At 69.4% G+C, this 13,851-nt stretch carries 15 protein-coding genes and 1 pseudogene; 12 read left to right on the top strand and 4 right to left on the bottom strand.

Features of this window, described 5'->3' with window-relative positions; genetic code table 11:
* Positions 1-24: 24 nt before the first annotated feature.
* Positions 25-339, bottom strand: a complete 315-nt coding sequence (locus HD600_RS05650) for a DUF2470 domain-containing protein (protein WP_144793626.1) — start codon at positions 337-339, stop codon at positions 25-27.
* 98 nt (positions 340-437) lie between these two features.
* Between HD600_RS05650 and HD600_RS05645 the strand changes: the two genes are divergently transcribed.
* The 6 genes and pseudogenes from HD600_RS05645 (at position 438) to HD600_RS15175 (ending at position 4,876) form a co-directional block, all read left to right on the top strand.
* Positions 438-1,718, top strand: coding sequence for a serine hydrolase domain-containing protein (locus HD600_RS05645; protein ID WP_144793624.1), 1,281 nt, complete (start codon positions 438-440; stop codon positions 1,716-1,718).
* A gap of 102 nt (positions 1,719-1,820) precedes the next feature.
* Positions 1,821-2,672, top strand: coding sequence for a tryptophan-rich sensory protein (locus tag HD600_RS05640; RefSeq protein WP_144793621.1), 852 nt, complete (start codon positions 1,821-1,823; stop codon positions 2,670-2,672).
* Positions 2,672-3,223, top strand: coding sequence for a Dps family protein (locus HD600_RS05635; RefSeq protein ID WP_144793618.1), 552 nt, complete (start codon positions 2,672-2,674; stop codon positions 3,221-3,223). The genes HD600_RS05640 and HD600_RS05635 overlap by 1 nt, the downstream gene beginning before the upstream one ends.
* 2 nt (positions 3,224-3,225) lie before the next feature.
* Complete coding sequence (locus HD600_RS05630) at positions 3,226-4,029, top strand: SDR family oxidoreductase (RefSeq protein ID WP_338402154.1); 804 nt, start codon at positions 3,226-3,228, stop codon at positions 4,027-4,029.
* 110 nt (positions 4,030-4,139) lie between these two features.
* Positions 4,140-4,487, top strand: a pseudogene (locus HD600_RS15180) (DUF72 domain-containing protein); the annotation flags it as partial.
* Between the two features lie 104 nt (positions 4,488-4,591).
* A complete protein-coding gene (locus HD600_RS15175; RefSeq protein WP_338402153.1) occupies positions 4,592-4,876 on the top strand; it encodes a DUF72 domain-containing protein in 285 nt (94 codons plus the stop codon).
* On the opposite strand, the gene HD600_RS05620 is transcribed toward HD600_RS15175, so the two are convergent.
* Both HD600_RS05620 and HD600_RS05615 read right to left on the bottom strand, forming a co-directional pair.
* Positions 4,852-6,036, bottom strand: coding sequence for a 4-hydroxybenzoate 3-monooxygenase (locus HD600_RS05620; RefSeq protein WP_338402152.1), 1,185 nt, complete (start codon positions 6,034-6,036; stop codon positions 4,852-4,854). The genes HD600_RS15175 and HD600_RS05620 overlap by 25 nt on opposite strands.
* Before the next feature lie 91 nt (positions 6,037-6,127).
* Positions 6,128-6,877, bottom strand: a complete 750-nt coding sequence (locus HD600_RS05615) for an IclR family transcriptional regulator (RefSeq protein WP_184282168.1) — start codon at positions 6,875-6,877, stop codon at positions 6,128-6,130.
* Between the two features lie 57 nt (positions 6,878-6,934).
* Between HD600_RS05615 and HD600_RS05610 the strand changes: the two genes are divergently transcribed.
* From HD600_RS05610 to HD600_RS05600, 3 genes are all read left to right on the top strand, one after another.
* Positions 6,935-8,860: an FAD-dependent monooxygenase gene (locus HD600_RS05610; RefSeq protein ID WP_338402151.1), complete on the top strand. Its 1,926-nt coding sequence runs from the start codon at positions 6,935-6,937 to the stop codon at positions 8,858-8,860.
* 47 nt (positions 8,861-8,907) lie between these two features.
* Entirely contained in the window at positions 8,908-9,393 is a 486-nt protein-coding gene (locus HD600_RS05605) for a MarR family winged helix-turn-helix transcriptional regulator (RefSeq protein ID WP_184282166.1), read from the top strand.
* 102 nt (positions 9,394-9,495) lie between these two features.
* Positions 9,496-10,149, top strand: coding sequence for a nucleotidyltransferase domain-containing protein (locus HD600_RS05600; RefSeq protein ID WP_184282165.1), 654 nt, complete (start codon positions 9,496-9,498; stop codon positions 10,147-10,149).
* Here HD600_RS05600 and HD600_RS05595 read toward each other — a convergent pair.
* Positions 10,146-11,060 carry a LysR family transcriptional regulator gene (locus tag HD600_RS05595; RefSeq protein WP_184282163.1) on the bottom strand — a complete coding sequence of 305 codons (915 nt, stop codon included), beginning with the start codon at positions 11,058-11,060 and terminating at the stop codon, positions 10,146-10,148. The genes HD600_RS05600 and HD600_RS05595 overlap by 4 nt on opposite strands.
* A gap of 105 nt (positions 11,061-11,165) precedes the next feature.
* On the opposite strand from HD600_RS05595, the gene HD600_RS05590 reads away from it, so the two are divergent.
* From HD600_RS05590 to HD600_RS05580, 3 genes are read left to right on the top strand one after another with little or no spacing between them, the layout of a single operon-like run.
* Entirely contained in the window at positions 11,166-12,197 is a 1,032-nt protein-coding gene (locus tag HD600_RS05590) for an amidohydrolase family protein (RefSeq protein ID WP_184282161.1), read from the top strand.
* A 10-nt stretch (positions 12,198-12,207) separates the two neighbouring features.
* The gene (gene ligK / locus HD600_RS05585; protein ID WP_194398761.1) at positions 12,208-12,900 is read left to right on the top strand and encodes a 4-carboxy-4-hydroxy-2-oxoadipate aldolase/oxaloacetate decarboxylase; all 693 of its coding nucleotides are present in this window, start codon (positions 12,208-12,210) and stop codon (positions 12,898-12,900) included.
* Between the two features lie 3 nt (positions 12,901-12,903).
* Positions 12,904-13,833: an amidohydrolase family protein gene (locus HD600_RS05580; RefSeq protein ID WP_184282159.1), complete on the top strand. Its 930-nt coding sequence runs from the start codon at positions 12,904-12,906 to the stop codon at positions 13,831-13,833.
* The last annotated feature ends 18 nt before the right edge of the window (positions 13,834-13,851 follow it).

Genomic DNA, 13,851 nt, shown 5'->3' with positions numbered 1-13,851 from the left:
AAGCCCCGGTGACCGGGTCTCGGTTCAGGAGTGCGGGCGCGGTGCGACGCCGAGCTTCGCGCATGCGGCGTCGTACACCGCGACGACCTCTCGGCGCACCGCAGGGCGGTCGTCGATGGGGCCACCGGGCCACGGTACGCGGAGCTCCTCCGGAACGCCGGCCCGAGTGATCTGCCAGACGCCGCCGTCGCCGTCCAGGTCGGTCATCACCGCGTGCGTGATCGGAAGGTCGGACTCCGACGCGAACGCCCGCCCGATGAGGAGGTTGTCGTCGGCGTGGTCGCCGTTCATGTGGCGCAGGATCGCCGCGACCACGTCGCTGTCGAAGATGTGAGACATGACATCACTGTACGTCCGTCGAAGGCGGACGCAGCACAGGGTCTTTCCTGGGATGCACCCTAGAATCAGGGAGACAATTCACCTCGGGGGTCTCCTTCATGCACCTTGTTTCGTGGCGCCGCGTGCGCGCCGCCGCCGCGGGAGCCGTCGCGCTCACACTCGTGTTGACCGGATGCTCCGCGGAGGAGTCGTTCTCGTACACCGCTCCGGACCAGGTGGATCAGGCTCTCGCCGAGGAGACCACGACACAGTTGCAGGGTGCCGTCGAGCATGCGATGGCCAAGACCGGTGCGACCGGTGCGATCGTCGGCGTCTGGGTGCCCTGGAGTGGCACCTGGGTCGCCGGTCTCGGGACGCAGTCGGTCGAGGACGAGACCGCCGTGACCTCCGACATGTCCTTCCGCATCGGTGATGTCACCCGTCTGATGACCTGCGACGTGCTGTACGCGCTCGCGGATGAGGACATCGTCGAGCTGGACGGCGCCGTCCCCGACTACGTGTCCGGCGTCGCGCAGTTGAAGGACGTCACGCTCCTGGACCTGTGCAACGGCACGGCGGGGATCGGTTCGTCGGAGCCGGCGGTGCGCGGTGCATGGCTCACCACCCCCGAGCGTGTGTGGGCGCCGCTCGAGATGGCCTCCTTCGGGCTCGGAAAGGGGCTGTCGGAGCCCGGCACGACGTACCGCAACTCTGACGCGTCGTACCTGCTGCTGGGTCTGGCACTGGAGCGCGCGTCCGGGATGAGCGCATCCGAGCTCATCGCCCGCTACATCTCCCGCCCCCTCGACCTCACGGTGACGAACCTTCCCCGCCCGGCCGGGGCGACGCCCGGCGACAACTCGCTCAGCGGGAACTACCTCAACCCGGTCGAGGGCGGGTATGACTGCACCGCCCCCGTCGACATCACGACGCTGTCCTCCAGCACGGGCTTCACGGACTCCGGCGTGGTCTCGACGATCGACGAGCTCGGCCGCTTCGTGCAGGCCGCTGCACGCCAGGGGCTGCGCGCGGATGACGCGGAGCCGGATCAGTTCGCCACCCCTCTGCCCGCGTACAAGGATGCGCCCTCCTGGTATCAGGCGACGGGCGGGGCGTACCTCGTCGGACCCCTCGTCGGTCAGCACGGGTGGACGCCCGGCTATGCGACGGGGGCGTATGCGGATCCGGAGACGGGCTTCACCGTCGCGGTCGTCCTCAACAACTCCACCGCCGGAGGGAGCGTCGCAGGCGATCTCGCGTTCGAACTCGCCGCCATCGCCTCCAAGGCACCGGCGGCGAGCGGTCAGACCGCCCCCGAGTTCGGACTGCCCTTCACCGCGGAGCAGTACCACGACGCCATCGAGGGCCTGACCACCTGCGCCGCTCCGCCCGCCGAGTGAGGATGCGCCGGCCCGCGACGCACTGACAGGCCGCGGCTCCGAGCTGCGCGCCACGCCGTGCGGGGCCGGGCACCACAGCGCCGACGCCTCTATCGTGGGGCCATGCTCCAGGCGGAGAAGTCTGATCGTGTCCGTCGGATCGTCGTCGCGCTGACGGTCGCCGGGTCAGTCATCGCCGCGCTCTTCGGCTCAGGACTCCTCGGCGGCGCCGGTGTGGCGGATGCCGCCGGGGGCGCGTTCGCCGCAGACGCCACGGTACTGGCTCCCTCCGGCATCGCCTTCGCGATCTGGACGGTGATCTACGCGGGGCTCGTGCTCTATGCGCTCTGGCAACTGGCGCCGGGGCAGGCGGCGAAACCCCGCCATCGTGCGGTCGGCTACGGCGTCGCGGCGTCCGCGCTCCTCAACGCCGTGTGGATCATGTGCGTGCTGGCCTGGCGCATCGCCGAGTCCTTCGTCATCATCCTCATCCTGCTCGGCGTGCTGCTCATGACGTTCGTGCGGGCGTGCCGTCGTCCGAGGCGGGGCACAGTCGCCGAGATCGTCCTCATCGACGGCGTGATCGGCCTGTACCTGGGATGGGTCACGGTCGCCGCGGCGGCCAACCTCGCGGCATGGCTGGCCGCCGTCGGGGTCGCGGCCTGGACGCAGGCGCCTGGCGTGCCGGGCACGGTCAGCCTCATCGGCGCCGGAGGCATCGCGGTGTTCACCGCCTGGCGCGGTGGCCGATGGGCACCAGGGCTGGCGACAGCGTGGGGACTGGTCTGGATCGCCTCCGGGCGATGGGCAGACGACCCGTCGGCACCCGTCGTCGCCACGACGGCGATCCTGCTCGCCGCGCTCGTGATCTGCGTGTCGGCCGTGCGGTTCCGAATTCGCACGCGCGCTGAGAGAAGTCAAGCCCCTGCAGGCGTGCCAGGACCGGCGGATACCGTCGTGTCCAGGAGGTCATGATGGCTACGAAGAACACCACGAAGGCGACCAAGACGGCACGAGGCGGCTCGGGAGAGAAACAGACCCGACGGCAGAATGCCGAGAAGGGCTTCGTCGCATCCAAGGAGCTCGGCGAGAAGCTGCAGGCCGTTCTCGTCGACCTGCTCGAGTTGGCGATGCAGGGCAAGCAGGCGCACTGGAACGTCGTCGGACGCAACTTCCGCGACACCCACCGTCAGCTCGACGAGATCATCGAGGCCGCTCGCGAGTTCAGCGACACCGTCGCGGAGCGCATGCGTGCGCTGCATGCAGTCCCCGACGGCCGCAGCGACACGGTGGCCGCCACCACGACGCTGCCGGAGTTCCCGCAGGGCGAGATCGACACCAAGGAGACCGTCGATCTGGTCACGATCCGCCTGGAGGCGACCGTCGGAACGATGCGCGACGTGCACGACGCCGTCGACGAGGAGGACCCGACCAGCGCGGACATCCTGCACGCGATCATCGAGAAGCTCGAGCAGTTCGCGTGGATGGTGAGCGCGGAGAACCGCAAGCCCGCCAAGGAGAGCTGATCGTGAGCGCCGCCGCACGCGGAGGAAGGGCGATCGTCACCGGCGCTGATTCCGGGATCGGCCGTGCGACCGCCGTCGCCCTGGCGGCGGACGGTTTCGACGTCGGGATCACGTGGCTCTCAGACCTGGAGGGTGCAGAGGCCACGGCTGCCGAGGTGCGCGAGCACGGCGCCAGAGCTGTGCTCGCGCAGCTCGACGTCGCCGAGATCCCCGCGTGCGGCGATGCCGTCGACGGACTCATCGAGCAGCTCGGCGGCGTTGACGTCTTCGTCAACAACGCGGGATCGGGTCTTCGGACCCCGTTCGTCGACGTCGAACTCGATGAGTGGCAGCACGTGATCGACGTCAATCTCACCGGCGCGTTCCTCTGCCTGCAGCGCGCGGCGCGGCACATGGTCGCGGCAGGAGGGGGCGGACGGCTGATCGCCGTGACGAGTGTGCACGCCCACCAGGCGATGGTCGGGTCGAGCGCGTACGACGCCGCGAAGCACGGTCTCACCGGCCTCATGAAGAACATCGCCCTCGAGCTCGGCGCGCACGGGATCTCCGCGGTGAGCGTCGCGCCGGGCGAGATCGCGACACCCATGACCGGCCACGCCGACAAGGATCCACACGGCATCCACCGGCCCGGCATCCCGATGGGGCGACCGGGGGACGCGCGCGAGGTCGCGGCCCTCATCGCCTTCCTCGCCTCGCCACGCGGGGCGTACATCTCCGGGAGCACGGTCGCCGTGGACGGCGGGATGCTGCAGATGGGACCTCAGGCGGGGGCTGCGCTGACGAGCGACTCGTGGCGGACTCTCTGACAGACCGCGATGCCGGTGCCGTGCGCATCGGCACCTCCGGGTGGCGATATGCGAGTTGGCGCGGAGACTTCTACCCGCGCGGGCTGGTGCAGCGCCGGGAACTGGAGTTCATGGGGACGAAGTTCCCGACCGTCGAGCTCAACGGGTCCTTCTACTCGCTGCAGCGCCCGGAGAGCTACCGGCGATGGCGCGACGCCGTGCCGGAGGGCTTCGTCTTCGCGGTCAAAGGGTCGCGATACGTGACGCACATGCTGCGCATGCGGGATGCCGAGACGGGCCTTGCGAACTTCTTCGCCTCCGGTGTCCTCGCGCTCGGTGCCGCACTCGGTCCCATCCTCTGGCAGCTCCCGGAACGACAGGAGTTCGAAGCGGACGTCCTCGATGCGTTCCTGGCGATGCTGCCCCGCTCGACCGCCGACGCGCTTCGCCTGGCGCGGCGCCACGACCGACGACTCGACGGGCGCGCGTGGCTCGAGATCGACGAGGATCGTCCGATCCGCCATGCGCTGGAGCCGAGAGCTTCCGCGAGGCCGGTCCTCTGCTCAGACACCATGATGTGGCGATGGTGTGCGCGGACACCGCAGGCCGATTCCCCCGTTTCTACGAGGCGACGGCCGGTTTCTCGTACATCCGGCTCCACGGTGCCGAGGAGCTCTACAGCAGCGGATACACCGCCGAACAGCTCGACGAATGGGCGCGCGCGATCGATGCCATGGCGGTGGGCGCGGAGGGGCGGGCTCCGCGAGACGTCTACGTGTACTTCGACAACGATGCCCGCGGGCACGCCCCGCATGACGCGGAGTCGCTGCGCCGCCGATGCGCCTACGCCAGCGGCCAGCCGGTGTAGGCCTCCGCGAGATAGGTGCGCCCCGCCTCGGATTCGACCACCGAGCGCAGTTCTCCGAGCTGGCGACGTCGATCGAAGGCATCCGCCCCCGGCTGCACGTGCAGCATGCTCGTCATCCACCAGGAGAAGTGCTGCGCCTTCCAGATGCGGGAGGACGCGGTCTCCGCATAGCCGTCGATAAGACGCTCATCGCCCCTGGTGAGCAGGTCGTCGAGCGCGCGGGCGAGCAGCACGACGTCGGCGACGGCGAGGTTCATCCCCTTGGCGCCGGTCGGCGGCACGGTGTGAGCGGCGTCTCCGACCAGGGCCGCTCGGCCGCCGCGCAGCTCCTGAGCGACGAAGCTGCGGAACCGCAGGACGTCGCGCTGGAAGATGGGGCCCTCCTGAAGCGTCGTACCGGGCACGCGCGCCTGCAACGTCTCCCAGATCTCCGCCTCGCTCATGGCGTTCGGGTCGGCGTCGGGGTCGCACTGGAAGTACATCCGCTGCACCTCGGGGCTGCGCTGGCTGATCAGCGCGAAGCCGTTCTCCGAGTTGCTGTAGATGAGCTCGTCCGCGCTGGGCGGCGCCTCGCAGAGGATTCCGAACCAGGCGAAGGGGTATTCGCGGAAGTAGCCGTTCCGCGCGTCGCCGGTGATGGCGGGGCGCACCACGGAGCGCGATCCGTCCGCACCCACGACGAAGTCCGCGTCGATCACGAGCTGTTCGCCCGTCTCCGTGGTCGCGAGGACGCGGGGGCGGTCGGTGTCGATGCCGTCGACGCTCGACGCCGTCACGCCGAAGCGCAGGTCCTGTCCCGCACTCAGACGCAGGGCGAGCATGTCCTTGAGCACCTCGTGCTGCGGGTACAGCCAGACGCTGCGACCGACGAGCCCGGGGAAATCGATGCGGTGACCCTCGCCCTGGAAGCGCAGTTCGATGCCGTCGTGTCGGTGGCCGACGGTGTGGACACGCGTGTGCGGATCGATGGCGGAGAGCAGGTCGACCGTCCCCTGCTCGAGGATGCCGGCTCGGATGGTGGACTCGATCTCCTCGCGCGAGCGCTGATCGATGATGATCGATTCGATCCCCGCGTCGGCGAGCAGGTGGGAGAGGATGAGCCCGGCGGGGCCCGCTCCGACGATCGCGACCTGGGTGCGCAGTGACGTTGACGTGCTCACGGTGTCTCCTTCGACGACTGAGGGATGCCGGGGCATCCGCGTTCCTGGATCAGTGTGACCCGTGTGCGGAAGACGCGGCGAAGATTCCCGTTCAACGGGAATCGCGCAGATCCCTCTCGATGTCCTTCGCCGCCGCGGTGAGCACGGGGATCACGGGCGCCGCGTCGGCGTCACGGGGGAGGACGGCCGACAGTGCGGCGACGACCTCGCCGCGATCGCGGATCGGCACCGCGACGCCGGTGGAGACGCTCTCGATCGATCCGGTTGCCACGACGTGCCCGCGTCGCCGGATGCCGGCCAGCAGGGAGCGCAGCGCGGCAGGATCGGTCACCGTCTCACGAGACACCGCTCGCAGAGGGGCGGACAGGACGCGCTCGCGCACCACGGGGTCGGCGAAGGCGAGCAGCACGAGTCCGGAGGAGGAGGCGTGCACCGGCAGCCGGCCGGCGACCCTCGTGATGTTCGCGCCGGCTTCCGGATGCGAGAGCCGTTCGAGGAACAGTGCCTCGTCATGCTCGAGGACCGCGAGCTGCGTGTGTTCGCGGACGACGGTCTGCACCTTCTCCATGTGCGGCAGGGCGGTCTGGCGCAGCCGCAGGGCGCTGGATCCCCGCAGGGCCAGCTCCCACAGGCGCATTCCGAGCCGGACGCGGCCCTCGTCGTCGCGCTCGAGCAGCCCGGCGTCGATGAGGTCTCCGATGATGCGATGCGCGCTGGAGGAGGGCAGTCCAGCGCGTCGGGCGATCTCGCTCGCGGTCTGCGTCGTCCGGTCGTTCGCGAACGTGTCGAGCACGCGGACGATGCGCGTGGTCATCGAGTCGCCGGAGCGCGAGTTCGCCATGGGGCTACTCTGCCACGCGGCATCCGTGTATGATCGTTGGCACCCCAACGAATGGGCATGATCGAAGGAGATCTCATGCAGTTCTACCGCGACGGCTACCGCCCAGGAGATCCCGACCTGCAGCCGGCATCGGCGCAGGCGGAGGCCCGCGGTGCGGACTTCCCCGAGACCGTGGACGTCCTCATCGTCGGTACCGGCCCCGCAGGAACCGTGCTCGCCGCACAGCTGGCCGCGTTCCCCGACATCACCACGCGCGTGATCGAGCGACGCACCGAGCCACTTCAGCTCGGGCACGCCGACGGGGTCGCCTGCCGGACGGTCGAACTGTTCCAGACGTTCGGACTCGCCGACGCCCTGCTCCGGGAGGCCTACTGGGTCAACGAGGTGCGCTTCTGGGGTCCCTCCGAGGAGGACCGCTCGAAGATCGCACGGAGCGGATGGGTGGAGGACACCCCCGAGGGACTCAGCGAGTTCCCCCATGTGATCGTCAACCAGGCGCGCATGCAGCAGTTCCTGTTGGACCACGCCGCTCGTTCCTCCAGCCGGCTCGAGGCGGACTACGGCATCGAGTTCGTCGGGTACGAGATGAACGACGGCGATCACCCCGTCACCGCTCTGCTGCGCCGCGCGGACGGCACGGATCTCACGGTCCGCGCCAAGTACGTCGTCGGCTGCGACGGTGCCCGCAGCAACGTGCGCCGCGCGCTCGGAATCCGCCTGGAGGGCGATGCCGCCAACCACGCCTGGGGCGTCATGGACGTGCTCGCGACGACCGACTTCCCCGACTGGCGCACCAAGAACGTCGTCCAGTCGGCGGGCAAGGGAAGCCTGCTGATGATCCCGCGTGAGGGCGGGAACATGGTGCGCTGCTACGTCGACCTCGGTGAGGTGGAGGCCGGTGACTCGGAGATCCGCAAGACCACCGCGGCGCAGCTCGCCGACGTCGCCAACGCGATCCTGCACCCGTACTCGATCGATGTGCGACAGGTCGCCTGGTCGAGCGTCTACGAGGTGGGGCAGCGCGTCGCCGATCGTTTCGACGACCTGACGGCGGACTCCCCGGCGGATGCCACTCCGCGGCTGTTCGTCGCGGGCGATGCCTGCCACACCCACAGTGCGAAGGCCGGTCAGGGCATGAACGTGTCCATGCAGGACGCCTTCAACCTCGGATGGAAGCTCGCCGCCGTGCTGCAGGGGCGTTCGGACGAGGCGCTGCTGCGCACCTACTCGGAGGAGCGGCAGGCCATCGCCGCCGACCTCATCGCGTTCGACAAGCACTGGTCCGCGTTCATCGCGCAGCCCGCCCGCGACCCCGAGCACCCGGAGCGCGGTGGTGTGACGCCGGCCGAGATGCAGGCGGAGTTCGCTCAGCAGGGTCGCTACACCGCGGGTGTCGCGACGAGATACACGCCGTCGACCCTCACCTCGGGCGCCGCGCGGCAGGATCTCGCGACGGGCTTCGAACTCGGCACCCGCTTCCACTCCGCCCCGGTGCGCCGCATCGCTGACGCCCGCCGCATGGAGCTCGGCCACGCCCATCGCGCCGACGGTCGGTGGCGCATCTACGCATTCGGCGACATGGACGGCCGGCAGCTGCGGGAATTCGCGACCTGGCTGTCGGAGGGCGGGGACTCGCCGATCCGGGTGTTCACGCACGCCGAAGCCGACATCGACAGTGTGATCGACGTGCACGGTGTGTTCCGCGGGTCGCACCACGCCGTCGATGTCACATCGCTCCCCGAGATCCTGCTTCCCAAGTCGGGACCGCTCGGACTGCAGGACTGGGAGAAGGCGTGGGCCGCCGACGCCGCAGACGACATCTTCGAGCGCCGAGGCATCGCCGCCGAGGGGGCGGTCGTGGTCGTTCGCCCCGACCAGCACGTCGCACACCTGCTTCCGCTGACGGCGCGTGAGGAACTCCGGGACTTCTTCGCCGGATTCCTGCGGCCCGTCGGCGCCCGTGTGCCGGTCGCGGTCGGCTGAGCAGGGGAAGCCGCCTGAGCACTGAGAAGATGGACGCCATGATCCCCATGGCCGACATCCCAGAGCCGCAGAGGCACGTCGGGAACCTCATCCGCCGCGCACAGCAGCTGCACCTGGCGACGTGGGCGAGGGTCGCCGACCCCGACGTCACGAGCACGCAGTACAGCATCCTCGCCGTGCTCGATCGTGTCGGCGAGGCGAGCCAGCGCGAGCTCGGCGACGAGGTCGACCTCGACCGTTCGACGGTCGCGGACCTCGTGCGGCGGATGGAGAAATCGGGCCTCATCGCGCGCCGACGGGCGACAGGGGATGCGCGTCGCAACGTGGTGACCCTCACCGAGCACGGGGAGGCGGAGCGCGCGCGCCTCGCGCCGAGGGTGGTCGACGTGCAGCGCGAGCTGGTCGGGCACCTCGACTCCGCCGAGTCCGCCGCGCTCTTCCGCGGACTGTGGTCGATGCTCGATCGCGCGTCGGCGGCATCCGGCTCGGCATCCGCGGCATCCGCGGCATCCGCGGCATCCGACCGCGCATGACTCCGGAGATTCTGCGCCGATCCGCATGACTCCGGCGCCCGCGCACCGCACACGCTCGTTTCTCCGGAGTTGTGCGCAGGGCGCGGGCGGTAGCCTCGACCTATGCCCGCCTCCTCTGCTGCCGCCACTGCCTGGGAGCCGCTCGACCCCTCAGCGGTCGCGGCCCTGCTCTCCGGCGCGCCCGTGCGGTGGTGGCTGTCCGGCGGAGCCGCGCTCGACCGATGGGTCGGCGCCCCGATACGCGACCGGGCGAACGTCGATGTCAGCGTCGTGGCGTCCGACCTCGCCGCGCTGGTGGCGGCTCTCCCCCCCGGCTTCAGCGCGTGGGCGCCCGACGGCGACGACGGCGACGTCGTGCCGTTCGTGGAGGCGCCGGAGGATGCCGACCTCCAGCCCGTGCTCATCCGCGATGACGCCCGCGGCGCGTGGGTGCTGCAGGTCAACGCCGAGGACGGGGCCCCGCGTGCCTGGGTGTACAAGCGCGATCCGCGGCTGCAGCTGCCGTGGGATCGCGCGGTGATCGACCTCGACGGCATCCCCACCGGTGCGCCGGAGGTGCAGCTGGTCTGGAAGGCGCTGCGTCCACGCGCGGAGGACACCGTCGACAAGGATGCCGTGCTCCCGACACTCTCCGAGGAGGCGGTGTCGTTCTACGAGACGGCGCTGCTGCGCATCCACCCGCATTCGACGTGGGCGATCCACGTCCGCAGCCCCTTCGCCCCGGCGAAGGCGAGCTGGAACCGCAAGAAGTCCTAGGCCGACCGTCGCCGGTACTCGCCGACGGCGACCGCGTCGAGCACGACGGAGCGGAACCATCGCTGCGCCGGCGACAGGCTCGCCTCTCGTCTGGTGTACAACGACACCGGCGTCGACTGCGCGGGCCACGGCAGGTCGGCGATCTCCAGTCCGCCGAACCACCCGCGGAACACCTCGGCGACGTGGCGGGGCAGCAGCACGACGAGGTCGGTCGCCTCGAGCACGGCGGGGACGGTCGAGTACTCCTCGACCGTCAACGCCACCTGCCCCATGAGGCCGTGCTCCGTGAGCACCTGCAGCGGGAACACGTGACCGCCGCGCGCACTGACGCGGACGAACCGGCGTCCGGAGAACATGTCCGGTGCGGTCGCGGGGAGCGGATGCCGGCCGGACGACAGCGCCACGTACTCGACGGCACGCACATGTGTGCGCCAGAGCCTCGGACTGCCGATCATGGACACGGTCATGGCGAGGTCGATCGACCCGCGGATGAGGCCGTCCTCGACCTGATCGGAGTCGAGCCTCGCGACCTGCAGATGCGGGTTCGCCGCCTCGCGTGCCAGCGCCCCCATGATCGGGGGGAGGAACGTCTGCTCTCCGATCGAGGTGAGCCCGAGCGCGAGCTCACCGCTGAATCCCGCCGGTTCGAAGGCGTCGGGATCGCTCACCGTCTCATCGATCTGCGCGAGCGCTTCGTGCAGCGGGGCGAACAGGGCGGTCGCCTTCGCGGTGGGGACCATGTCGTTGCCCTCCCGGCGGAACAGCTCGTCGCCGAACTTCTCCCTCAGCCGGCGGAGCGTGTAGCTCACGGTGGGCTGCGTGACGTGCAGTCGCTCGGCGGCGGCCGTGACGCTGCGCAACTCGTAGAGCACGACGAACGTCCGCAGTTGATTCAGATCCGCCAGCGCCATGTATAGAGAGTATCTATGGGAAACGGAATCAGCATCTATTGGACGGCGGCACATCGCCGACCTAGAGTCGGGATCACAGCATCCGAGTGACAAGGACGACACGCGTTGATCATCGACATCCACGGCCACTACACGACCGCCCCCGCACAGTTGGGCGCCTGGCGTGACCTGCAGATCGCCTTCACGAAGGCCGCCGGCGACGCCCCAGACCCCGCTGACCTCCGCATCAGCGACGACGACATCCGCGAGACGATCGAGGCCAACCAGCTTCGTCTGATGAATGATCGCGGCAGCGACGTCACCGTGTTCAGCCCCCGCGCCTCGTTCATGGCCCACCACATCGGCGACCTCGAGGTCAGCAAGACGTGGGCGCGTATCTGCAACGACCTCGTCGCACGGGTCAGCGGGCTGTTCCCCGACCGATTCCTCATGGGCGCGATGCTTCCGCAGTCGCCCGGCGAGGACCCGTCGACGACGATCGACGAGCTCACGCGCGCTGTCGAGGAGCTCGGTGCGGTCACCGTGAACCTCAACCCGGATCCGTCGGGCGGGACCTGGTCGGCGCCCGCGCTGACCGATCGCTCCTGGTACCCGATCTACGAGAAGCTCGTCGAGTACGAGATCCCCGCGATGGTGCACGTGAGCACCACCTGCCGCCCCGATGTCTTCCACACCACCGGCGATCACTACCTGGGCGCGGACACGACCGCGTTCATGCAGCTGCTCAAGGGCGACCTGTTCCGCGACTTCCCCGATCTCAAGCTCGTGATCCCGCACGGCGGAGGTGCCGTCCCGTACCACTGGGGCCGCTTCCGCGGACTCGCCATGGCGCTGGGCAAGCCAGAGCTCGAGGAGCACCTGCTGAACAACGTCTTCTTCGACACGTGCGTCTACCACCAGCCGGGCATCGATCTGCTGACCGACGTCATCCCCACCGACAACATCCTGTTCGCCAGCGAGATGATCGGCGCCGTGCGCGACGTCGACCCCCGCACCGGCCACTACTTCGACGACACCAAGCGCTACGTCGACGCCACCGCGAACCTCACCGACACCCAGCGGCAGCAGGTGTTCGAGGGGAACGCCCGCCGCGTCTACCCGCGTCTCGACCGCGCTCTGACCGCCCGCGGTCTGTGAGAGGAACACCATGCGACTGAACAACCTCGGCATCGTCCGTACGAACATCCAGCGCCCTGACCCCGACGACGTCGAGCGGCTGTCGAAGTTCGGCGTCGCCACGATCCATGAGGCCATGGGCCGCGTCGGCCTCATGCGCCCCTACATCCGGCCCGCGTACCACGGCGCGAAGCTGTGCGGCCCTGCGGTCACAGTCCTCCTTCAGCCGGGGGACAACTGGATGTTCCATGTCGCCGCAGAGCAGGTGCAGGAGGGCGATGTGATCGTCGCCGGCTGCACCACCGAGAGCGAGGACGGCTTCTTCGGAGAACTGCTGGCGACCTCGCTCACCGCTCGCGGGTGCAAGGGCCTCGTGATCGACGGCGGCGTCCGCGACGTCGCCGACCTCGAGAAGATGGACTTCCCCGTGTTCTCCCGCGCGATCAACTCCAAGGGCACCGTGAAGGCGACGCTCGGTTCGGTCAACGTCCCCGTCGTCGCCGCCAACGCGCTCGTCAACCCGGGTGACGTCGTCGTGGCCGACGTCGACGGGGTCGTGGTCGTCCCGCGCGAGCTCGTCGGCGCCGTCGCGGATGCCAGCCAGAAGCGCGAGGACAACGAGGAGGCCAAGCGCGAGAAGTTCCGCGATGGCGTCCTCGGTCTCGACATCTACGGGATGCGCGAGCCGCTGGCCGCCGCCGGCCTCGAGTACGTGGAGGACTGACCCATGGCACATGGCGACACCTCCGGCGACTTCGAGAAGAGCCCGGGCTGGCTGGACTGGTACGACGGCCCGACGATGCCGACCTTCGCCCTCCCCGCGGGCGCCGTCGACGCGCACTGCCACGTCTTCGGACCGGGGGCGGAATTCCCGTACGCCCCGGAGCGCAAGTACACCCCGTGCGACGCATCGGCCGAGCAGCTCTTCGCCCTGCGCGACCACCTGGGCTTCGACCGCAACGTCATCGTGCAGGCCACGTGCCACGGTGCGGACAACCGCGCACTCGTCGACGCCCTTCGCCGCAGCGATGGGCGTGCGCGTGGCGTCGCCACCGTGCGCCGTGACATCACCGACGAACAGTTGGCCGAACTGCACGCGGCGGGCGTCCGCGGTGTGCGCTTCAACTTCGTCAAGCGCCTCGTCGACCGGGTGCCCACCGACTCCCTCGAGGAGATCGTCGCGAAGATCGCCCCGCTGGGGTGGCACGTGGTGATCTACTTCGAGGCCGAGGACCTTCCGGAACTGTACGACTTCTTCTCCGGCATCCCCACCGACGTCGTCGTCGACCACATGGGTCGCCCTGACGTGACGAAGGACGTCGACGGAGAGGAGTTCGCGCTCTTCCTGCGCTTCATGCGCGAGAACCCCAACGTGTGGACGAAGGTGTCGTGCCCCGAGCGGCTCAGCGTCACCGGTCCGCGCGCGCTCGACGGCGAACAGCACGCCTACACCGACGTGGTGCCGTTCGCCCGACGCGTGGTCGAGGAGTTCCCCGACCGCGTGCTGTGGGGGACCGACTGGCCCCACCCCAACCTCAAGGACCACATGCCCGACGACGGGCTGCTGGTCGACTACATCCCGCAGATCGCGACGACCCCCGAGTTGCAGCAGAAGCTCCTCGTGGACAACCCCCGTCGCCTCTATTGGGCAGACTGACACCGAAGGAGAAAGACC

The organism is Microbacterium ginsengiterrae (genome assembly GCF_014205075.1).
Classification (GTDB): Bacteria; Actinomycetota; Actinomycetes; order Actinomycetales; family Microbacteriaceae; genus Microbacterium; species Microbacterium ginsengiterrae.
Note: the sequence above shows the minus strand (reverse complement) of the source record. Positions and strands in the feature narration are given on the sequence as shown.